The following is a 21,632-nucleotide window of genomic DNA, read 5'->3' on the forward strand; positions in this document are numbered from 1 at the left end:
CCCGTCAGAAAGTTATTTTCCAACCGGTGCGAACCCACAGGTCTGGATCGCCGCCCTCGCTGGTGACGTTGAGGTTCAGCGACGCTGTGCCGCCCGCCACATCGAATTCCGCGCCAATGCCGCCGCGTAACCAGAAGCGGTCGATATCCCGTCCGGAAAAGGAAAACCCCATCAGCCCGTCAATGGCGCCCGTGGTCGTTGCCGTCTTCTTTTCCAGCCGATAGACCGCCTCGGCGCGTGCCATGATGCGGATTGAGTCGCTGAGATCAGTTACCCCATCGAGACCGGCGCGAATGATGGTGGATTGCTCGCCGCTCGCATCAAAAAGCGCTGGGAACGCGCCACCGGTTTCCGCATAGGCGCCCATCTCGGCTTTGGCATAGGTCGCCCCTGCATAAGGCGTCAGCTTCCATCCGCCGATTGAGAACGCATCCAGCCAGTCGAAGCGTAGTTTCGCCGCCCAGACATTGAGATCGGTTTCGCCCCGCGAATAATCCATCGCGCCGCCATTGAGGTAGCCGCGTTCGATCGACATCCTGCCGGGTGCATAATAGCCGCCAACGGTGGCGTAGAGGCCGCCAGCGAGCGGCATGCTGATTTCGGGTGCGATGTAGAAGCCCCTGTGAATGAAGTCACCGCCGGTGTTTATATCACGCTGGTCGTAGAGGCCGCCGAAGGCGATGCGCGCGGTTGCATCACCTTCAAGCCCGATGCCATAGCCGATATCGGCAACACCGAAACCGCCAGCCGTGTCGCGACCGTCGTTGTGCCCAACATCGCTCACGATGGAAAAAGATTGCCGGCCCGGCTCCAGAAGACTGCGCATCGGCGCGCCATGAGCACCGTCAAGAACGGTATTGGCAATGTCGAGGCCAATACCGGCATTCGGCCTGGCTGCCAGCGTCCGGGCATATTGATCGAGATCGATGATACCGGAACGCGCGGGAAGGACGGAATGGCCAGTCTTGGCGGCGGAATCGGGTGGGGAAACAGAAGATGCAGAAGGTGCAGAAGGTGCAGCAGATGCAGCAGATGCAGAAGGTGCAGCAGATGCAGCAGATGCTGGCGCTGCCAAAGATGTCGCGGTTGTGGGAGATGTGGACGCATTGGAAGAGCCGGAGGGCTGGGCGGACGTTGACGACGTAGATGGCGTTGACGACGTAGGTGACGTAGATGACGTAGACGACGTAGACGATGGAGAGGAGGCGCCGGACGATGTCGAAGGAGTAGTCGAGGTGCCCGACCCGCCGGTGAGATCGATTCCCCGCGGTTGTCTGCCGCTACTCCCTGAATCTGTAGATGTTACCGTATCCACGTCGCTCAGATTGGTGCGCGGTTCCACCGTGCCGGTGTCCGCAAGCACGATACGGGCGATGTAAGGCGTGTTGTTTTTCGTCTGGCCGACAATGATATTGCCGTCGGCGCTGACGCCGGTGGCATTGTGGGTGAAATCGGCAACGACGGTGACGCCGTTGCCGCGCAGCCAGTCCTCGACGGAAACCATGCCTGTCGCCTCCGTCCAGCGGAAGCCGCGCTGCCGGCTGCCGGCCTGCGAAGCGCCGACGATGACGGAGCCGTCGGCGTTCATGGCATAAGGGCTGGAACCGCCGCGGCCGCCAATCGCGCCGAGGGGCTGCATGACGCCGGTGGTTGCGTTCCAGCGGAAGCCGCGCCATTCGTCCACGGAAATTATATCGCTTCCGAACGAAAAATCGTCCCGGGAAAATGGGAAAGACGATGAGGTATAGCCGTCGCTCATCCTGTCTTCCAATTCATCGAAAGGGGTACCAACGACGAATCGCGACTCTCCTGCGACAAAAGAACCATCGGCGCTGACGGCGACGGCACGGGCGTCGAATGAGCCGGGCAGGGTTCCCATGTCGTGTGCGATGCCGGTTGCCGCAGTCCAGCGGAAAGCATGGGTGCCGATCGCCGTATAATACTGGCCGACTATGACTGAACCGTCAGCATTGACTGCATGGGCAACGGATGAAACCGTATCAGGGGGCATATCAAGCGCGGTCATGGCGCCTGTCGCCGCCGACCAGCGAAACGCTTTCTGCGTCTCGTTTGCCCCCGACCCGCCGACAACGACGGAACCGTCATCACTGACGTCCCTTGCGGTGGATTGGCGGTCCGCACCGAGTGCGCCGAGGTTCCACGCTCCCGTTGACGCGCTCCAGCGAAAAGCCTGGCCGCTGCTCAGGGTGCCGATAAAGACCGAACCATCGGCATTCACCTTCTCGGCGCGGCCTCGGCTTGTACCGGTCATGTCGTTGACATAGAACAGGCCGCCGCTCGCGGTATCCCAGCGGAAAGACCGTGGTCCGCTGCTGGTACTGGAGTATCCAACCGCGATAGACCCATTGGCGCTGATGTCGCTGACCGTGAAACTTCCGCTCTCTCCCAGCCGGCGCACATAGGGATAATCCTCGGGATCGCCGGCATTTGCCGTCTGGCTCCATCCGGCTGCGATCAGCATTGCGATCATACCGGAAAGATATCGCGAAAGATCGATTGCGCTGGTCGGACAGGATCGGGCCCCACTTTGTGCAAATGCCCTCAAGTGGGCAGCAAAGCGACCGTGATTTTTGCGCGCAAATATGCGTCGATGTGCAGAAAAACGATTTCTCCGGGTCAGATCGCCAAGTCTACCGCTGAAAAAAGGGGCCGATCCGGGGCGTTTCTCAGACATGGTTGCTCCGCGCCACCGGTGCTGTAATCCGTCGCATCAATACCCCTGAAGATTTTTATCTACGTGATGCGGGTGGATATTAAAGTAAGTATAATTCGCATCAGTTCAGATATATGAATATAATAAAAGCAAAATATTCTTATGAACTAAAATTAAACATGTAAATATTTGCTTTTTTCCAAGTATAATTTTCATTATTGGCGCATGATTCGTCAAGGCCCGCGAAAGATAAGTTCGCGGGCCTGCTTAATATTTGATGTATGAATTTGTGTATTTAAGAATAAGCTTCTTAAAGCTGCTCGATCATTGCAGCGGCGGCCGATACGGTCGCCTGGCCGGGGTTTTCTTCGACGTTCAGCGACTTCACCACGCCGTCTTCCACCAGCATGGAATATCGCTTGGAGCGAACGCCGAGACCGCCGCCGGAAAGGTCGGCATCGAGGCCGAGCGCCTTGGTGAAGGAAGCGTCCCAGTCGGCGAGGAAGTGGATCTTGCCCTGGCCGCCCGACGCTTGCGCCCAGGCGCCCATGACGTGCCAGTCATTGACGGCGACGACGGCGATATCGTCCACGCCCTTGGAGAGAATGGCGTCGCGGTTTTCAAGATAGCCCGGCAGATGGTTCAGCGAGCAGGTGGGGGTGAAAGCGCCGGGAACGGCAAAGAGAACCACCTTCTTGCCGCCGAAAAGCGCGTCAGTGGTGGTTTCCACCGGGCCATCGGCCGTCTTTTCCTTGAAGGTTGCGGAAGGCAGTTTATCGCCGATCTTGATCGTCATGTCCGTGCTCCTGTGGCCGTTCGGTTTGCGCGACTATAGAGCAGGGACATGAAATCTGTCATGCGGTTTTCAATTGAAATGTCGACTGTCGGACATCCGCTCAGGGCTTGGGAAAATTCAGTATCGTTTCCATTGCCCGGTCGCCGGATTTGACCAGGATTGGCCAGCTGTTGCCCGGCACCTGATAGGTTTTCGGCAGGCCCTTTATGTTCATGTAGAAAGAGAGCTTGCGCTTGTCGCGCACTAGGTTCTGCGGCTCGTAATAGGCAAAACCGGAAGGGCCTGCGATGAAAATCTCGGTCTCCTTGGGTGCATTTTCCGGGAGCTGCAGCTGCACACCGAGCATGGTCTTGTCGGGCGTGATGTGAAAATCAATGACCTTGAAATCGTCGGAGGCCGCTTCGGGCAGGGTCTCGCGTGCCTCTTCGAGAAGACGACGTTCCTCGCTGTCATCATCAGCAGAAGCATTGCCGCGGTTGATTGAAAATTTCGCCTCGAACGGAATACAGATATTCTGACACACGCCGATGAAGGCGGTCAGGTTGATCGTTCCGCTCGCCGCCGGGTCCGTGGCCTTCAGCTGAAAGGGCAGGCTGACCGCGTGGTCATAACCGATATCGGTGATACCGCCGTTTTCGATCAGTTTCGGGACAGGATAGGCCATCGTTGTCAAGCTGACGCCGCTTGCCGGGTCGGGCGTGATCTGCGGCGGTATGCCGGCTTCGCCCGGTTCGCGCCAATAGGTTATCCAGCCGTCCTTCGGCTCGATCTGCAGCACGCCGCGCACCACGCCGTCCGCATCCATGGCAAGGCTTGCCACGCGCATCTGGCCGCCCTCGCTTCGCGCCCAGTCGGTAATTTCGGCCCGGGCGGCTTGTGCGCCGCCAAGGAAGGCGGCAAATACGGCCGCAAGGCGAAGAGGTGAAAATCGAAAGAATATCCTGAAGCTCATGCTTCCCGTCTAACCCAACATGGCACTCCGGACCAGTTACGAATTCGTGCGGTTCATCATTTTCGGTTGATTGATCGGGCGCTATGTCGCATCCTGTCCGCTGTCGAAGTGCGAACGCCGTCTTTCGTTCAATGGCGAAATTCGGTCTGCTGGAGGCACCTGTGAGCTTTTCTACCCTGATGGACAAACGCGAACGTGGCTTTCTCGATGGTCAGTTCCTCATGGCGATGCCGGGACTGGAGGACGGCAATTTTGCCCGTTCGGTGATCTATATCTGCGCCCATTCGGATGCCGGCGCCATGGGTTTCATCATCAATCGCCCGCAGCAGATCACCTTCACGGATATCCTGCTGCATCTGAAGCTGGTGGATAGCAACGATGCCATCATGCTGCCCAACCGCACCCGCGAATTTCCGATCCAGTGCGGCGGCCCGGTTGAATCCGGTCGGGGTTTCGTGCTTCATTCGGACGATTACTTAAGCGAATCGTCCATTCCGGTCAGCGATGATATTTCGCTGACGGCGACGCTCGATATCGTCCGTGCCATCTCCAACGGCCGCGGCCCGCAAAAGGCGACCATGATGCTCGGTTATGCCGGCTGGGGGCCGGGCCAGCTGGAAAACGAGATCGCCAATAATGGCTGGCTGAATTGCCCCGCTGCGGAAGAGCTGATCTTCGACCGTGGCCTGGACGATAAATACGAGCGGGCGCTGGCCCTGATGGGTGTTGATCCCCGTATGCTTTCCACGGATGCCGGGCACGCCTGAGCCCACTTTGTTCTCGATAGTTTTTTACTGGAACCAAATCCTGATCCCCAACGTTACTCACCCGAAAAGCCGTACAGAAAGTACGGCTTAACTAGGGAGAAGTAATATGGGTAGCACATCTGACAAGATCGCCGGTAAAGCCAATGAAGTTGCTGGCAAGGTGAAGAAGAACGTCGGCGAAGCCACGGGCAATGATGAATTGCGTGCCAAGGGTGCCGCTCAGGAAACCAAGGGCAAGGTTCAGTCCTCCGTTGGCAAGGCGAAAGACGCTGTCAAGGGCGCTGTCGACCGCATGTAATATTGCATGAAATGATGCGCCCCTCCCACAATAGGGCGCGTGGAGCGCATGTGTTTCCGCACATGCGCTCTTGTCGTGCGTGGGCCAAGGCTGACTCGTTCGTCACGCCGGTATTTATGTCTGCCTTCCTCCTCCGACCATAGCAAGGGTGTCACCCGTGAAGCTTTTCTCCTGCGCGTCCTGCGGCCAGCCTGTTCATTTCGACAATCGCTTCTGTGTCGCCTGCGGCCATCGTCTGGCTTTTGTGCCGGAACGGCTGTCCATGGAGGCGCTCGCACCTGCGGGTGAACCGAACTGGCAGATAATTGCTGAGCCACAAAAGCTGGTGCGGTTCTGCGCCAATGAGGTGAACGATATCTGCAACTGGTCGGTGCCGGCGGAAAGCGCCAGCGCCTTTTGCCCGGCCTGTAGCCATAATCGCCTGGTGCCAGACATTGCCACGGAAGAGGGGGTCGAGCAGTGGCGCGGTCTCAGCCAGGCCCAGCGGCATCTGTTTTATTCGATCCTGAAACTTGGCCTGCCACATCCCAACCGCGATGCTGATCCCGCCGGCGGTCTCGTTTTCGACTTTCTGGTGGATGAGGTGGCGCCCGATGGCTCCATCATTCCCGCCATGACCGGTCACGACGAAGGCCTGATCGCCATCCGCGCCGCAGAAGCGGATGATGCGACGCGCGAACAGGTGCGCGCCAATATGAATGAGCCCTATCGCACCATGCTCGGCCATTTCCGCCACGAGGTCGGGCATTTCATCTGGAACAAGCTGGTGCGGGACGCGAACCGGCTGGAAGCCTGCCGCGCCGTCTTCGGCGACGACCGCGAGGATTACGCCGCCGCCCTGCAACGCAATTACGAACAGGGACCGCGTCCCGACTGGCAGGAGAATTTCATCAGCTCCTATGCCTCGGTCCATCCGTGGGAAGATTTCGCCGAATGTTTCGCCCATTATCTGCATATCGTCGATACGCTGGAGACAGCACGCGCCTTCGGTGTGGCGATAGACCCCGACGGACACGAGGAAATGGCGGCGGAGGTCACCTTCGATCCCTACAATGCCCGCAGTGCCACGCAGCTGGTCAAGGCCTGGATACCGCTCAGCGTCGCCATCAATTCCATCCAGCGCAGCATGGGGGAGGCGGACCTCTATCCCTTCGTGCTGACACCGCCTGTGGTGGCGAAGATGGAGTTCGTTCATGACCTGCTGCACGGGAACGTGGCGGTTGATGCGCCGCAGATGGCGATGGGTCAGTGACCGTTTGGCGTGAGATCCAAGACTTTTGAAGAGAAGGAATAATCTCTCCAATGGTCATTTTAGGATGCGTGATTAGATCCTCGGGACGAGCCCGAGGATGACGTCGCACTCGTCCAGGGTAGACACATCACCGCCCCCCTTCGCTCAGGAAGCCCGCTTCGTCGGCTGGAACCGCTCGCGCAGCAACTTCAGCGCCGCATCGCCCGAAACCGGGGTGCCGAACAGGAAGCTCTGGCCGAAATGACAGTTCATGCGTGCCAGTTCGGCCGCATCTTCAGGTGTTTCGATGCCTTCCGCCACGACCTGCATGTCGAGCGCCCGCGCCATGGCGATGACGGAGCGCAACAGCACATTGCGCTTGTCGCTGGTATTGGCCACCAACGCCTTGTCGAGCTTGATCGTGTCGAAGGGGAAGCGGGTGAGATAGGCGAGCGACGAATAGCCGGTGCCGAAATCGTCCATGGCGAGGCTGATGCCCGTTTCCTTGAGCTTGGAGAGCACCAACCGCGCCTGCTCCGGGTTCTCCATCACGACGGATTCGGTCAGTTCCAGCTTCAGCTGTTGCGGATTGCAGCGCGTGCGGGTCAGCATGCCGCGGACGTCGTTATAGAGTTCGTTGTTCAGCAACTGCGCACTGGAAATATTGACGGAAATGAAGATCGGCATCTTGTCGATGGCATGCTGCCAGTCCATCAGGTCGGTCGCGGCGCGCTCCAGCGCAAACATGCCGAGCGGTTCGATCAGTCCGGACGCCTCGGCAATCGGAATGAACTCGCTTGGCGGAATATTGCCGCGCTTGGGATGCTCCCAGCGCATCAACGCCTCGAAACCGGCCAGTTCGCCATCGTCAAGCTTGACGATCGGCTGATAGGCGAGCGACAGTTCCTTGCGTTCAATAGCCCGGCGAAGGTCGCTTTCCATCTGCAGGCGGTCGGTGCCGGACGTGCGGAAAGCGGGGCGGAACGGCTCGACGCGGTTGCCGCCGGCGCGCTTGGCGCGATACATGGCGAGTTCCGCATCGCTGAGCAATCCGGCCGCACTTTCCTGCTGGTCGATCCACGAGACGAGACCGATGGAGGCGGTGAGGATGATTTCGCGGTTGGCGAAGTTGATCGGCACCATGATCGCCTTGTTCACCGCATCGGCAAAATCCGCGACACGCTGCGGGTCACGCTCCGAGGTCAGGATCAGGCCGAATTCATCGCCGCCGAGACGCGCCAGCGTATCCTGCGGTTTCAGCAGGCGGCGCAAGCGCCGGGTGAGCGCGATGAGGATATTGTCACCGGCGGCGATGCCCAGCGTATCGTTGACCAGCTTGTAGCGGTCGATATCGATCGCCATCACGGTCGGGCGCACACCCTCGCTGTCGGGGGAGAGGTTGAGGATAGATTGCAGCCGGTCGAGAAAGACCTGCCGGTTCGGAAGCCCGGTCAGATTATCGTTCATCGCATCCTGCAACAGCCGTTCCACCGAATTTTTCTGTTCGGTGATATCGGTGATGGTGCCGACGCAGCGGATGATCTCGCCGTTGGAGCCAAGAACCGGACGGGCGCGGATTTGCAGCCAGTGGAAATGCCCGTCTTCGGCGCGAATGCGGAATTCGTGGTTCAGACGGCCCTTGCGATGGTCGAGCAGCACGTCGAGCGTCGCCTTGAACCGGTCGCGGTCGTCAGGGTGCAGACGCGGCAGCCAGTTGCGGGCAGCGCCGTGCATGGTGCCGGGCTCCAGCCCCAGCCGGTTGGAAATGTCGGGTGTGGTGACGATGCGGTCACGCGTCACGTCCCAGTCCCAGACGGTGTCGCCGCTGCCCGTCAGCGCCAGCGATTGCCGCTCCAGATCGGAGAACAGCCCCTGCTGATAGGCGCTGCCGGCAAAGGCGTGCTGAATGACGGTGAAGCCGATGAGAAGCACGATCAGTACCAGCCCGCCGCCAAGGGCAGGCTGGACGATGTCGTTGTCGAGCTGCCCGGTGACGGTCAACCAACTGCCGAACAGCCAGACGAGGATCAACGCCCAGGATGGGACGAGCAGGATTGCCCGGTCGTATTTGTTGAAACCGAGATAGATGATGAGCGCGATGCCCGCCGTCGCCGTCAGCGCGAAGGAAACGCGCGCAATACCCGACGCAACCGATGGATCGTAGATCGCCACGCCGAACAGCAGCGCCAGTCCCACCACCCAGGCAAAGGTCGCATAACCCAGATGCGCATGCCATCGGTTCAGGTTGAGATAGGTGAACAGGAAGACGACGAAGCTGGAGGCGAGCGCCACTTCGGCGCCCGCCCTCCATATTCGTTGATCGCTTGAGGTGACGGTAATGAGTTTTTCAAGGAAGCCGAAATCGACGCAGATATAGGCCAGAACCGCCCAGGCGAGCGCTGCCGAGGCTGGCAGAACCGAAGTACCCTTGACCACGAACAGGATGGTGAGCAGCACGGCCAGTAGGCCGGCGATGCCGAGCACGATGCCGCGATAGAGCGTGAAGGCGTTGATCGTGTCCTTGTAGGCTTCCGGTTCCCAAAGATAAATCTGCGGCAACTGCGGCGTCGAAAGCTCGGCGACGAAGGTGATGACGGAGCCGGGATTGAGCGTGATGCGGAAGACGTCAGCATCCGGGCTGGGCTGCCGGTCGAGCGCAAAGCCCTCGCTCGGCGTGATCGCGATGATGCGCTGCGAGCCGAGATCGGGCCAGAACAGCTTGGAATTGACGAGGCGGAAATGCGGCGCGACGATCACGCGCTCCAGCTGCTCTTCGGAGACGTTGGCAAGCGCAAAAACCGCCCAGTCACCCTGATGGTCTTCGGAACTGGCGCGCACTTCGATACGGCGGCGGATACCGTCAGGGCCGGGTGCGGTCGAGACCTGAAAGGCTTCGCCCTGATTGGCATAGATATCGGTCGTCGCGGTGAGATCGAGCGCCGTGTCGTCACGGGAAATCTTCACCGGTTCGAAGGCGTAGGAATAGGAAGAGAAAAGCAGGAAAAGCAGGAAAATCGGCGCAGCCAGCACGATTGCCGCCAGACGTTTCGCAAGGCGAGGCGCAGTGTGATTGTAGGTCATGTATCGTACTTCGTTCCGCCGGAGCTTTGCTTGTCGGCAAGAAGGGAAAACATCATATGATCCCGCCATTGGCCATTGATTTTCAGATATTCCCGCAGAAGGCCTTCCCGCTGGAACCCGGCATTTTCGAGAAGCCGGATGCTTTTGAAGTTTTCCGGAATACAGGCTGCCTCGATACGGTGCAACTGAAGTCCGTTAAAGATGTATGGTATTACCAATTTTAATGCGGCAGACATATGGCCTTGGGCGGCGTGCCGCTCGCCGATCCAGTATCCGATCATGCAGCTTTGCGCCGCACCCCGGCGGATGTAACCGATGGTGATGCCGCCGACCAGCAGCGTCTCTTTCTCGAACAGCAAAAAGGAAACGGCGGTGCCGGAGGAAAATTCCTGGCCGTTGCGTACCACGCGCGTGCGGAAAGCGCTTTCCGTCAGCTCGTCCGGCCGCCAGGTCGGCTCCCATGGCTGCAGAAAGTGGCGGCTTTCCGAGCGCAGCACATGCCACTGCTTGAAATCGCCATAACGCGGCAGTCTGAGAAGGTGATTGGCGCTGCGCAGTTCGGGCGTGTCGCTATGTCGGGAAAGAAAACGCAGCATTCACGATCCCTGTTCGGCAGATTTCGCCACCCGCGGGCGGGGTGGCGAATGATGTGAGCGGTCTCCGCCTTTAAGTCCCGCTCTCATAGTGGTTTATCCGTTCGCCTTTATCCTTGCAGGCTGCTGCGCGGAAAGCGCGGCAGTCATGTCTGAGAGAGGCGGCAGATGTTCGAGCGGACCAATGGCGGAGAGTGTCGGTACTGTCTCGAAAAACAGCCGTCCTGCAAGATCGGTCAGGCGTTCACGGGTAATGTCCTCCAGGCGCGTCATCATCTCCTCATTGGGGATGGGGCGGCCATAAAGCATCATCTGCCGGGCAATCTGGCCGGCGCGGGCTGCCGGGCTTTCCTGTCCCATCAGCAATTGTGCCCGAATCTGCGCGCGGGCACGGTTGATTTCGTCCTGATGGATGATCTCCGAAGACTTGCGCAATTCATCAACAATGACGGGCATCAGTTCCGGCAGGTCGTTGCCGCCGGTCGCCGCATGCACGCCGAAAATGCCGGTATCGGAAAAGCCCCAATGGAAGGCGTAGACCGAGTAGCACAGGCCACGGGACTCGCGCACTTCCTGAAACAGGCGCGATGACATGCCGCCGCCGAGAATATTGGCGAGGATTTGCGAACAGTAGAAGTCGCGGGCGTGATAGGCCTTGCCCTCGAAACCCAGCAGCACCTGCGCATCCATGAGATCGCGCGTCTCGCGGATTTCGCCGCCGGTATAGATCGCCTTTTCCATGACAGGCGTTGCCGCTGGCACGAGCGGCAGCGAGGCGAAACGCTCTTCGACCTGCTTCACGAAGCTTTCGTGATCGACTGCGCCGGCCGCCACGACGAAGATGCGGTCCGTCGTGTAGTTGCGGGCGAGATAGTGCCTGATCTGGCCGGTGGTGAAGGATTGGACGGTGTCCGGCGTGCCGAGGATCGGGCGGCCGATGGTCTGGTCGCGATAGGCGATACCGGAGAAATTGTCGAAGATCACGTCGTCGGGCGTATCGGTGGCGGCACCGATTTCCTGCAGAATGACGTTTTTTTCCCGCTCCAACTCGTCTTCGTCGAACAGCGATTCCGTCAGAATGTCGGCAAGGATATCGACGGCGAGGGGGACGTGGTCTTTCAGGACGCGGGCGTAGTAGGAGGTCGTTTCCGTCGATGTCGCGGCGTTGACTTCGCCGCCGACATTTTCGATCTCTTCGGCGATCTGCCGGGCGGTGCGGCGCGCCGTGCCCTTGAACGCCATATGTTCGAGAAGATGGGCGATGCCGTGTTCGGCAGTCGTCTCGTTGCGGGACCCGGATTTGATCCACACCCCAAGAGCAACGCTTTCGAGATGTGGCATTCTTTCCGTAACAACGGTCAACCCGGACGAAAGCCGGGTCACATTAACTTTCATACTCAACGTCTTTCCGCGTCTCTATTTGCCGGCGCGTGCATGTTGGCCGATGAAGGTTTCCACGGCCTTCAGCTCTGCGTCCAGAATGTCGAAACGCTCCTCCCGGTTCATAATATCGGCTAGCCATACTGGAAGCGCAGGCTCGATTGCGCAAGCGGATTTTACAGCGGCCGGGAATTTTGCCGGGTGGGCGGTAGACAGAACCACCATCGGGCTTGACGCTTTTTCGTGTTTCTCAGCCACGAAAACGCCTGTCGCCGTATGCGGATCGATCAGGTAGCCGGTCTTTGCAAGCGTGTCGCGAATGGTCGCCGCCACCTGCTTTTCGGTGGCGCGGCCGGCACGGAAATCCTTTTTGATGAATTTCAGTGCCTTCGGCGGAATTTCAAACGCGCCGGACTGCTTCAGGCCGTCCATCGACGCCTTTACCGCAGCGGAATCGCGGTCATAGGCTTCAAACAGCAGGCGCTCGAAGTTGGACGAAATCTGGATGTCCATGGAAGGCGAGGTGGTCGGCTTGACGCCGCGCATCTCGTAACGGCCGGTCTTCAGCGTGCGCGCCAGAATATCGTTGTCATTGGTGGCGATGACAAGCTTGTCGATCGGCAGACCCATCTTCTTGGCGACGTAACCGGCGAAGATATCGCCGAAATTGCCTGTTGGAACCGTGAAGGAAATTTTCCGGTCGGGACCGCCGAGCGAGAGAGACGCGGTGAAATAATAGACCACCTGCGCCATGATGCGCACCCAGTTGATGGAGTTGACGCCGGAAAGCTTCACGCCGTCGCGGAACTTCACGTCGTTGAACATTTCCTTCACCAGCGTCTGGCAATCGTCGAAATTGCCGTTGATCGCCAGCGCGTGCACGTTCGACGCGGTGGAGGTCGTCATCTGGCGCTGCTGCACCGGCGAAACCTTGCCATTGGGGAAAAGGATGAAGATATCGGTGCGCTCGCGGCCGGCAAAGGCGTCGATCGCTGCGCCGCCCGTGTCGCCGGAGGTGGCGCCGACAATGGTGGCGCGCTCGCCGCGCTCAGCCAGCGTATAATCCATCAGACGGGCAAGAAGCTGCATCGCCACATCCTTGAAGGCGAGCGTGGTGCCATGGAAAAGCTCCAGCACGAAGGTGTTCGGCCCGGTCTGCGTCAGGGGTGCTACGGCCGGATGGCGGAACGTCGAATAGGCGTCGTCGATCATCGCCCTGAACTTGTCGGCCGGAATTTCACCGCCGGTGAAACGGTAGAGAACCTCGAAGGCGACGTCCTGATAGGATTTTCCGCGCAGGTTGCGGATTTCCTTTTTCGACATGGAGGGCCATTCGCGCGGCACGTAAAGCCCGCCATCACGGCCAAGGCCCGCCAGAAGCGCGTCGCAGAAACCAAGCGAAGGGGCCGCACCCCTGGTCGATACATATTTCACGAGATAGTCCCTTGTCGTTTACCGGTCTGTCCGTGCCGTTGCCGGCTCTTTATCAGCAGCATCCCGCCGGAATGAGGCGATTGGCGAGGTAATGAAGGGCTTTTTTGAAAATTCAAGCAAAACCGAACATGCCAATCGATTTTTTCCGGCGTCGCTGCTATAGACCATCGCCAACCTGCGTGAAAGGTCAATAAACAGCGTCTCCGGTTCGGTTCCGGGACAATGGAGAGGGAATTAGAAGAGTGTCAGGGAATTTCTTGCGTTTGTCCGCCGCGATGTCGCTTCTGGCCGTTGTTGCAGGATGCAATTCATCCAACCCGTCGGACTCGCTTGCCGTCAATCCTCCAGCCGCGCAGGCCAATGCCGTGACCCCGGTTGTGCAGGCCAACTGCCCGACGGTGACGGTTCTCGACGCCAATGCCGTCCATCGCGTTTACGCCGGTGGCGCCAAGGACGATCCGCAGAAACTCGCCTATCAGGTCTCGCTGTCAGACACGACACGCTCCTGCACCGCCAATGAATCGACACTGACTGTGAACGTCTTGGCGCAGGGCCGCCTCGTTCCCGGCCCGATGGGCAAGCCCGGCCGCGTGACCGTGCCGATCCGCGTGACGGTGAAGGACGGCGACGGCGAGATTTTCGGCGAAACGACCAACTTCGCCATCGATCTCCCCGCAGGCGGTGCTGGCACGCAGTTCATCTTCAACAACGACCACGTCGCCATCCCCAACGGACCGGGCGGCGCGCCGCGGTCTGTCAGCGTCTATATCGGATTTGCCGAGCAGGGTGCGAAGGCCAAGACCAAACGCCGGTGATTTGACGGGCTAGATGTGAAAAACCGGGGCTGCTTTTGCGGGCTCCGGTTTCTTTTTGAATGGCAACGAATTTAAATGCCTGCTGCCTTTCGCAAGGCCTCGTTGATGCGGCTCTGCCATCCTTTGCCACCTTCGCGAAAACGCTCCACCACGTCTTCATCGAGGCGTAACGTCACCTGTTTCTTCGGCTTATCCACCGGCGGACGGCCACGCGTCTTTCTGTATTTATCAATTGCTTCGAAGAAAGCAGGAGGCAAAACGTCTCGGGCGGGGCGTGCATTTGCCAGTTCCTGATCCGTCATTTCCGGGAAGTCGACGGCGTCCCAGTCCGCTTCGGTATAGCCGCGTCCGGGTTTGAATTCTTTTAGTTTTGCAACTTTGGCCATGGCAACCTCCTTCTTTCCCTGGAACTCGCCCGTCGGAAGCTGATGATGGATATTGCTTCTGTCCCGACAGTCGCAAAAACAACGGCCATAGTCCCGTCCCGGAAATATCCGATCGCTTTGAAGCGCGAACTTCCCGGTTCGGTCAGGCTTTCCTTGATGATGGCGTTCTCCCAATCAAACCCATCGATATCTTCAAAATCGAAGCCGTGCTTCTCGATATTGGCGAGCCGCTTGTGCTCATCCCATATGATTTTCATGAATTAATGTAGCTACATTTATTAAAATATCAATGCTGCCACTCAGATCACGAAAGAAGCCCCTTCACAACTAAAAAGCGCCTTCCCACTCCGCCATCGCCGCGATCACGGCCGGCAGGTCCTGCATGCGCGAAATCACCGTTTCCGCACCCGCATCCGTCAGCCGGTCGGCGTGGCTCGGATAGGTGTGGGATGCGCCGGTAAAGCCGATGACGCGCATGCCGGCGGCCTTAGCGCCGTGGATGCCGTGCACGGAATCCTCGACCACGACCACGCGGTCGGGGGAAACGCCGAATTGCGCCGCACCGTGCAGGAAGATGTCGGGCTTGGGCTTCACGCGGTCGGCCCCAAGGTCCTTGGCGGAATAGATATGCGGCGCGAAATAGGGCTTCAGCCCCACCTTCGTCAGCATCATGTCGAGGCGGTGGCTCGATGAGTTCGAGCAGATGCAGCGCGGTGTCGTCAGGCGCGAGAGGGCGAATTTGACGCCCTCGATGACCTTCACGTCGCGTTCCAGCCGCATGTCGAGCAGCTTTTCCGACTTGTCGAGCAGCGATGCCGACAGCGGAATGCTGGCTTCGCTTTCCACCTGCAGGAGAATATTCTTCCAGGTCATGCCGGCGAAACGCTCGCCCATTTCCTCGACGGAGATCGGATATCCGGCTTCGGTCAGGAGACGCGATTCCACCTGCGCCGCGATGATTTCGGAATCGACGAGAACGCCGTCACAGTCGAAAATAATGAGGTCGAAGCCGCTCATGGGCGCTCCCTGTATCGAATTTGGCTGGAAGAAGATGATGCCGGGCTTTTAGACCATGTCCGCGCCAAGCTCAACCGGCTCGCCCGCAGAGGTCGGTCCCATCAGGCTCATAGCTCGGTCGGCCTGTGTAAGCGACTGCGTCGCCTCGAATATTTGGTTTGGCGTTCCTCTTTCGCGCAAAAACCGCTACACACGGCCGCGCCATATGCGTTATGGGATGTTATGCCCAAGACAGTGAAGAATACGCCTGAAGACACCATTGCCGCGCGCATCAGCCGCACGCTTGCCGAGCGTATCGTTCGCGGTGAGCTGTCACCGGGCGAAAGGTTGCGGCAGGACCACATTGCCGCCGAATTCGGCGCCTCGCATGTGCCGGTGCGCGAGGCATTCCGGCGGCTGGAAGCGCAGGGACTGGCGGCCAGCATTCCGCGCCGGGGTGTCCGGGTGGCGGATTTCGGCCTTGACGATGTGCGCGAGGTGGCGGAAATGCGCGCCGCCCTTGAAGTTCTGGCGCTGCGCCACGCCATTCCCAACATGACTTCAGCCATTCTCGACCAGGCGGAGGCCGCAACGCTCGAAGGCGACAGCGCCGTCGATGTGCAGCATTGGGAGGAGGCCAATCGTCGTTTCCATCGCCTGATCACCGCGCCCTGCAACATGCCGCGCCTGATGGAGGCGATTGACGGATTGCATGCGGCGAGCGCCCGCTTCCTGTTTTCTGCCTGGCGCGCCGGCTGGGAGCGTCGTACCGATACCGATCACCGCGCGATCATCGACGCGCTGCGCGGCGGCCGCGCCGAAGAGGCGGTGCGTATCCTCGACGGGCATGTGCAATGGATCGGCCGCAAGGCGATCCGCACCTCGTCCGGCTCGGTGCGCGACGCCTTCGCCATCGTCGGATAGGACGGGCCCGTGACCGTCCGTCTCCGCCCCCACCATCTTCTCTGTATGCTGACCTATGTGGGCAAGGGATATACGTCCGGCTTCGTCGAAAATTATGACCGTGTCGCCGCCCGGCTGAATGCGGGCGAGGATATCGAACTGGTGGAAGGGGCGGACGATATCTGCGAAGGTCTGCTCTGCGAAAGCCACGCCCACTGTTTCAACGAAGGCATTGTCCAACGGGACGAGACGGCCCGTCTGTCGGTGTCGGCGCTTTTGGGCGAGGCACTGGCCGCCGGTAAAAGGCTGCGGGTGACGCCGGATTTTCTCACCAAGATGCGCTTGGCTTTTGTCGCTGGAGACATCCGGCAGGCCTGTCGCGGCTGCCAGTGGATCAGGCTGTGCGACCGCATCGCGGCCTCGGGATTTGCCGGCGTGAAAATCGGCGCGCCGTTGCAGGTGGTGCCGAAGGATGCGGCGGGTCTTTCCAGCCATCCGATGCTCAGGCCCAAATACGGGCCTTCCGGCCGGAAATCGTGATGTTCTAAATTCCGCCGGCCCTCATCCCTGTGCTTGTCACAGGGATGAGGTGAGAGGAAGCAGGGAACAAGCGCCCCGCCGCAATTACTCCGCCACCGTCGTCTCGGTCCGCTCCGCCGCCTTGACCGTCGCCTTGATTTCCTTCGGCTCGCGACCGGATTTCTTGTCGTAGCTTACCTTCACCGAATAATCGCCCGGATGCAGGGTTTCCTGATGTTTCGTGCCGTAACGACCGGAAATCTCCTTCTGCGTGCCCTGAAGATCCTTGGTCGTTTCGACGATATCGATCCGTTCAGCACCAGGGGCGGTGATGGCGAGAACGCCCGCATCGAGATTGACGGTAATTTCCGTGCGTTGTCCGGCAGTCATGGTGAAGGGCTGTTCCACCGTCACCTTGCCGAGACGGGCGCGCATGACGAAATCCCCGGCCGGCATTTCCATCATCTTGCCGGTGCCGTAAATGCCGTTGATGGTCTGGCGCGTGCCATCCAGCGTTTCCTTGGCCGACATGGCCTCGAAGCGGATATCGTCCGTTTCGACGGCCCTTCCGCCTTCCGCATAAACCGCCTTGGCAACGACAACGCCACTTGGAATGACCAGTTCGTGGCTGATCTTATCGCCGGCCTTGATGGCAAGGGTTTCCTCAGCCCGCGCCGGGCCTATGCTGCCGGTAAGTGTGATCTCGCCCGCCGGCACGAAGACGGTATTCTGGCCGTAGACACTGTCCTTGAAATCGCCCTTGGTGATTTCGGTTTTCGCCTGCGTCTCCACATCGCCGCCGGCGCTGCGCTTCGGCACGACGGTTAATTCGGCCGCATCGAAATTTACTTTCGGCCTCGCGACGCTTCCGTCCTTGACCTCGAACGACACTTCGCGGGTCACATTGCCGAGCGCCGCGACCCCGACATATTTGCCCGCCGGCAGTTTCGCCTCGAAGGTGGCGTCATAGGACCCGCCGGCATTGTCGTCGGTGCGGCCGCCGGAGCGGTCTGCCTTGTAGAAATCCCAACGCACCCTGTCGCTGTTGCCGAGCGAGGGGCCGCCATCGAACAGGACCGCATCGGTGACGACGTTATATTGCGGGGCCGGTTGCTGCGCCTGCGAGGCCGCCGGCAGTGCCGTTGCAAAAAAAGCGGCACAAACGACACTCATGGAAAAAGAAGCCATTTTCATCACGGACCCCATTGCGGATTACCCCCTGCCATCATGGCTCCTCCCGCCGCGCCGATATGCGGGGACAGGAGAACCCATTGTGCACAACGTTTTTGCCCGGCTTCGGGTTCCCCCACCGGCCGCCGCAAATCGCGCCTGCGTGCCGCGACAGCGATTTATTTCGCATTTTCCGTGACTTGTTCAGGCTTTGATAACCATCTTCGGTAACCATAAGCATCAGTAGAGAGTAAGCGTATGGAGCGAGTACCAATGGCAGCAGTTTTTCCGCTGGCCGATTTTCGGCGTGCCGGTTTTGATCGTGCGGGTGAGAGTGACGCCTGGAAAGACAGCATCATCAAAGGTGATTGTGTCGCTGCCTTGGATGCCCTACCGAGCCAGTCGGTGGATGCGATTTTCGCCGATCCGCCCTATAATCTGCAGCTTGGCGGCACGCTGCACCGTCCCGACCAGTCGCTGGTCGACGCCGTCGATGACGAATGGGACCAGTTCGCCTCCTTCGAGGCCTATGACGCCTTCACCCGCGCCTGGCTGCTCGCCTGCCGCCGTGTGCTGAAGCCCAATGGCACCATCTGGGTCATCGGCTCCTATCACAATATTTTCCGCGTTGGCGCCATGCTCCAGAACCTCGATTTCTGGATCCTCAACGATATCGTCTGGCGCAAGACCAACCCCATGCCCAATTTCAAGGGCCGCCGTTTCCAGAACGCCCATGAGACGATGATCTGGGCGAGCCGCGATCCGAAAGCCAAGAGCTATACCTTTAATTACGATGCGCTGAAGGCTTCCAACGACGATGTGCAGATGCGCTCGGACTGGCTGTTCCCGATCTGCAGCGGCAATGAGCGGCTGAAGGGCGAGGACGGCAAGAAGGTGCATCCCACCCAGAAGCCGGAAGCCTTGCTGGCGCGCATCATCATGGCGTCCACCAAGCCGGGCGATGTCGTGCTCGATCCGTTCTTCGGCTCCGGCACCACGGGTGCTGTTGCAAAACGTCTCGGCCGTCACTTTGTCGGCATTGAGCGCGAGCAGGATTATATCGACGCGGCGTCCGCCCGCATCGCCGCCGTCGAGCCGCTCGGCAAGGCGGAACTGACCGTCATGACCGGCAAGAAGGCCGAGCCCCGCGTTGCCTTCAACACCTTGCTGGAAAGCGGCCTCGTCCGCCCCGGCCAGGTGCTGACGGATGCGAAGCGCCGTTATAGCGCCATTATTCGTGCGGATGGTACGCTTGCATCCGCCGGAACCGCCGGCTCCATCCACCGCCTCGGCGCGAAGGTGCAGGGTCTCGACGCATGCAACGGATGGACGTTCTGGCACTTCGAAGACGGCGACGACCTGAAGCCGATCGACGATCTCAGAGCCATCATCCGCAGTGAAATGGCAAAGGCCGAATAGTCGAAAGTCCAAAAGGCTGAAGACGGACGATCCACCGCCCGCCCTTGCCAGCATACGTCTCCGTCCGGTTTAGTACCTTCAGTCCCGGATGGAGAACGACCAACGCCCGGCACCTCGGTGTCGGGCGTTGGTATTTTCGAATATATTATTTTAGTCAGGCAAGTTTCGCGCAAGAGACGAACAATACTGTCTCAAATCAGAGCAATGGTTGTGAAAATCCGGTTCGGAAAGCTCACAAAAACATTGCGTCCGATGCCGCTTGCGGCAGGACTGGCGCAGGCCGGAGACCGCCATTTCCGCCTGCGCCAATTTCTTTTCCTGATCTGTGCATGATTAAACCTCCACCCCAAAAGCATGCAAATCCTGCTTCAGTTTCTCGGCGCCGGTAAAATGCACCGCCTGCCAGCCGGCTTCTTTTGCGCCTTCGACATTTGCGAGCGTATCGTCAATGAAGATGCTAGCGGCGGGGTTAAGGCCGAATTCCCTGGCGTGCAGCTCATAGATCGCCACGTCAGGCTTCAGCAGCTTCACATCGCCAGAGACGGTGACGCCGCGCGGCAAGGTGAGGAAGGGAAACATCTTCTGCGCCTCGCGAAAAGTGTCGGAGGCGAAGTTGGTGAGCATCGTCACGTCATGGCCGCTGTTGATCAGCCCGACCATGATTGCGACGCTGTCGTCGTAGGAATGCGAGACCATCTCATGCCAGAACTTGCGGAAGGAGCGGATGTGCTCTTCCCGGTCCGGGAATTTCTCAACCAACAAGGCCTCGGCGTCCTCCCAGCGGCGGCCGCGATCCTGTTCGAGGTTCCAGTCGTGGGTGCAGACATTGTCGAAGAACCATTGGCGCTCGTCGGCATCGGGGATAAGGCGGCTATAGGGAATATGCGGATCGTAGTGGATCAGCACTTTGCCGATGTCGAATACGATATGCTCAATCTGGGTCATCGAAATTTCCTGCTTTTATCGGATATTAGAGCGTCTGAAAAACGCTCTAAAACTTTGAGTTGCGCATCGTTCCTGTCGAAAATCGATTCCGATTTTCGGGCCGATGCGTGGATGGAATAGCCTGCGCGATGACTTTCTTCATCACCGTTGGCAGCGCCTGCGCGTCAAGATTTGTAACCGGCTCCCACCATCCGTCATCCGGGCCGGTCTGAAGCCTGTCCGGCACCTGCGCGCGATAGACTGTCAGCCGCAGTTCGAAATGGGTGAAGACATGCACGATGACGCCCGCCGCCTGCCAGTCGGCGGCAAAGGGCGCGTGGCTCACCTCCGTGCCGCCATCCAGACGGGCGGTCCATGCCGTTGTCGGCACCTCGGTCATGCCGCCCAGAAGCCCGCTGTCGATGCGCCGCCGCAACAGGATTTCACCTTCTGTATTGACGGCCACAAAAGCAGCCCCGAGCCGCACCGGCTTTGCCTTTTTCGCGGCTTTCACCGGAAACCGTTCCGGCTCGTCTTCCGCAAGCGCCAGACAGACGCCATTGAACGGACAGAGCGCGCAGGCCGGCCGCTTCGGCGTGCAGATCGTTGCGCCGAGGTCCATCATCGCCTGGGCAAAATCGCCGGGTCGGTCTGCGGGCGTCAGTTCGGCTACCTTCATTTTCATCGCTGGCTTGGAGCCGGGTAGGGGCGCATCGATGACAAAGAGGCGCGAGATGACGCGCTCCACATTGCCATCCATGACAGCAGCCTGACGATTGAATGCGATGGCAGCGACGGCGGCCGAGGTATAATCGCCGATACCGGGCAATTGCTTCAGACCCTCTTCGGTATCCGGAAAGACGCCGCCATGTTCGCGCGCGACGGCTTCCGCGCATTTTTTAAGGTTGCGGGCGCGGGCGTAATAACCGAGCCCCGCCCAGGCGGCCATGACATCCTCGACCGGTGCCGCCGCCAGATCGTCAACACGCGGCCAGGCGGCCAGAAACTTCAGGAAATAGGGTTTGACCGCCTGCACCGTCGTCTGCTGTAGCATCACTTCGGAAAGCCAGACGTGATAGGGATCGGCACGTTTTCCCTGCGCCGCCATGGCCGGGGAGGTGCGCCAGGGCAATTCGCGATGATGCCGGTCGTACCATGCGAGCAGCATCTGCGCATAAGACGACGAGGCGGTTTTTTGAAGCATGGTTTGCCGTTTCTGTTCGATTTGGCCTATAGTTGGGACATAAGAAGCGGGCGATCAAGAACATGCGGATTCGCCGGCTCCCAAAACGTG

20 protein-coding genes are annotated in these 21,632 nt (G+C 59.5%); 7 read left to right on the forward strand and 13 right to left on the reverse strand.

Going from position 1 to position 21,632, the window contains the following annotated elements; translation table 11 throughout:
* Window positions 1-4: 4 nt before the first annotated feature.
* The 3 genes from PL599_RS08030 to PL599_RS08040 all read right to left on the reverse strand — a co-directional run bounded on the left by PL599_RS08030 (window position 5) and on the right by PL599_RS08040 (window position 4,422).
* Window positions 5-2,482, reverse strand: coding sequence for an autotransporter domain-containing protein (locus tag PL599_RS08030; RefSeq protein ID WP_269823255.1), 2,478 nt, complete (start codon window positions 2,480-2,482; stop codon window positions 5-7).
* 502 nt (window positions 2,483-2,984) lie between these two features.
* Window positions 2,985-3,470: a peroxiredoxin gene (locus tag PL599_RS08035; protein WP_269823254.1), complete on the reverse strand. Its 486-nt coding sequence runs from the start codon at window positions 3,468-3,470 to the stop codon at window positions 2,985-2,987.
* A 100-nt stretch (window positions 3,471-3,570) separates the two neighbouring features.
* Window positions 3,571-4,422, reverse strand: a complete 852-nt coding sequence (locus tag PL599_RS08040; RefSeq protein ID WP_269823253.1) for a protein-disulfide reductase DsbD domain-containing protein — start codon at window positions 4,420-4,422, stop codon at window positions 3,571-3,573.
* A 161-nt stretch (window positions 4,423-4,583) separates the two neighbouring features.
* On the opposite strand from PL599_RS08040, the gene PL599_RS08045 reads away from it, so the two are divergent.
* The 3 genes from PL599_RS08045 to PL599_RS08055 all read left to right on the forward strand — a co-directional run bounded on the left by PL599_RS08045 (window position 4,584) and on the right by PL599_RS08055 (window position 6,739).
* Complete coding sequence (locus PL599_RS08045) at window positions 4,584-5,189, forward strand: YqgE/AlgH family protein (RefSeq protein WP_077983033.1); 606 nt, start codon at window positions 4,584-4,586, stop codon at window positions 5,187-5,189.
* 106 nt (window positions 5,190-5,295) lie between these two features.
* Window positions 5,296-5,487, forward strand: coding sequence for a CsbD family protein (locus PL599_RS08050; RefSeq protein WP_077982800.1), 192 nt, complete (start codon window positions 5,296-5,298; stop codon window positions 5,485-5,487).
* A gap of 157 nt (window positions 5,488-5,644) precedes the next feature.
* The gene (locus PL599_RS08055; protein WP_269823252.1) at window positions 5,645-6,739 is read left to right on the forward strand and encodes a zinc-binding metallopeptidase family protein; all 1,095 of its coding nucleotides are present in this window, start codon (window positions 5,645-5,647) and stop codon (window positions 6,737-6,739) included.
* 144 nt (window positions 6,740-6,883) lie between these two features.
* Here PL599_RS08055 and PL599_RS08060 read toward each other — a convergent pair whose 3' ends face one another.
* The 4 genes from PL599_RS08060 to thrC form a co-directional block, all read right to left on the reverse strand.
* Complete coding sequence (locus PL599_RS08060) at window positions 6,884-9,799, reverse strand: sensor domain-containing phosphodiesterase (RefSeq protein WP_137409890.1); 2,916 nt, start codon at window positions 9,797-9,799, stop codon at window positions 6,884-6,886.
* Window positions 9,796-10,395, reverse strand: coding sequence for a GNAT family N-acetyltransferase (locus PL599_RS08065; RefSeq protein ID WP_077982798.1), 600 nt, complete (start codon window positions 10,393-10,395; stop codon window positions 9,796-9,798). Before PL599_RS08065 ends, PL599_RS08060 begins: the two co-directional genes overlap by 4 nt.
* 93 nt (window positions 10,396-10,488) lie before the next feature.
* Window positions 10,489-11,787, reverse strand: a complete 1,299-nt coding sequence (locus PL599_RS08070) for a M16 family metallopeptidase (RefSeq protein ID WP_080791210.1) — start codon at window positions 11,785-11,787, stop codon at window positions 10,489-10,491.
* A gap of 21 nt (window positions 11,788-11,808) precedes the next feature.
* Window positions 11,809-13,206 (reverse strand): threonine synthase, encoded by a 1,398-nt coding sequence (gene thrC / locus PL599_RS08075; protein WP_269823251.1) that lies wholly within the window; start codon window positions 13,204-13,206, stop codon window positions 11,809-11,811.
* Window positions 13,207-13,481: 275 nt separating this feature from the next.
* Between thrC and PL599_RS08080 the strand changes: the two genes are divergently transcribed.
* Entirely contained in the window at window positions 13,482-14,021 is a 540-nt protein-coding gene (locus tag PL599_RS08080) for a PilZ domain-containing protein (RefSeq protein ID WP_165691208.1), read from the forward strand.
* Between the two features lie 71 nt (window positions 14,022-14,092).
* Here PL599_RS08080 and PL599_RS08085 read toward each other — a convergent pair whose 3' ends face one another.
* The 3 genes from PL599_RS08085 to PL599_RS08095 form a co-directional block, all read right to left on the reverse strand.
* Complete coding sequence (locus tag PL599_RS08085) at window positions 14,093-14,407, reverse strand: BrnA antitoxin family protein (RefSeq protein ID WP_269823250.1); 315 nt, start codon at window positions 14,405-14,407, stop codon at window positions 14,093-14,095.
* Window positions 14,386-14,664, reverse strand: a complete 279-nt coding sequence (locus PL599_RS08090; protein ID WP_173988315.1) for a BrnT family toxin — start codon at window positions 14,662-14,664, stop codon at window positions 14,386-14,388. Before PL599_RS08090 ends, PL599_RS08085 begins: the two co-directional genes overlap by 22 nt.
* Before the next feature lie 70 nt (window positions 14,665-14,734).
* A complete protein-coding gene (locus tag PL599_RS08095) occupies window positions 14,735-15,424 on the reverse strand; it encodes an HAD family hydrolase (RefSeq protein WP_077982794.1) in 690 nt (229 codons plus the stop codon).
* Between the two features lie 222 nt (window positions 15,425-15,646).
* Between PL599_RS08095 and PL599_RS08100 the strand changes: the two genes are divergently transcribed.
* Complete coding sequence (locus tag PL599_RS08100) at window positions 15,647-16,327, forward strand: GntR family transcriptional regulator (protein WP_077982793.1); 681 nt, start codon at window positions 15,647-15,649, stop codon at window positions 16,325-16,327.
* A gap of 45 nt (window positions 16,328-16,372) precedes the next feature.
* Entirely contained in the window at window positions 16,373-16,846 is a 474-nt protein-coding gene (locus PL599_RS08105) for a DUF1284 domain-containing protein (RefSeq protein ID WP_077982792.1), read from the forward strand.
* An 84-nt stretch (window positions 16,847-16,930) separates the two neighbouring features.
* Here PL599_RS08105 and PL599_RS08110 read toward each other — a convergent pair whose 3' ends face one another.
* Window positions 16,931-18,031, reverse strand: coding sequence for a hypothetical protein (locus PL599_RS08110; RefSeq protein WP_269823249.1), 1,101 nt, complete (start codon window positions 18,029-18,031; stop codon window positions 16,931-16,933).
* A gap of 237 nt (window positions 18,032-18,268) precedes the next feature.
* Here PL599_RS08110 and PL599_RS08115 point away from each other — a divergent pair, with 237 nt between their 5' ends.
* Window positions 18,269-19,414, forward strand: coding sequence for a site-specific DNA-methyltransferase (locus PL599_RS08115; RefSeq protein ID WP_077982790.1), 1,146 nt, complete (start codon window positions 18,269-18,271; stop codon window positions 19,412-19,414).
* A 333-nt stretch (window positions 19,415-19,747) separates the two neighbouring features.
* Here PL599_RS08115 and PL599_RS08120 read toward each other — a convergent pair whose 3' ends face one another.
* Window positions 19,748-20,359: an HAD family hydrolase gene (locus tag PL599_RS08120; protein WP_142914152.1), complete on the reverse strand. Its 612-nt coding sequence runs from the start codon at window positions 20,357-20,359 to the stop codon at window positions 19,748-19,750.
* A 46-nt stretch (window positions 20,360-20,405) separates the two neighbouring features.
* Window positions 20,406-21,542 carry an A/G-specific adenine glycosylase gene (gene mutY / locus PL599_RS08125; RefSeq protein WP_244614298.1) on the reverse strand — a complete coding sequence of 379 codons (1,137 nt, stop codon included), beginning with the start codon at window positions 21,540-21,542 and terminating at the stop codon, window positions 20,406-20,408.
* Between the last annotated feature and the right edge of the window lie 90 nt (window positions 21,543-21,632).

It is taken from the genome of Agrobacterium sp. ST15.16.055 (assembly GCF_027956555.1).
Classification (GTDB): Bacteria; Pseudomonadota; Alphaproteobacteria; order Rhizobiales; family Rhizobiaceae; genus Agrobacterium; species Agrobacterium salinitolerans.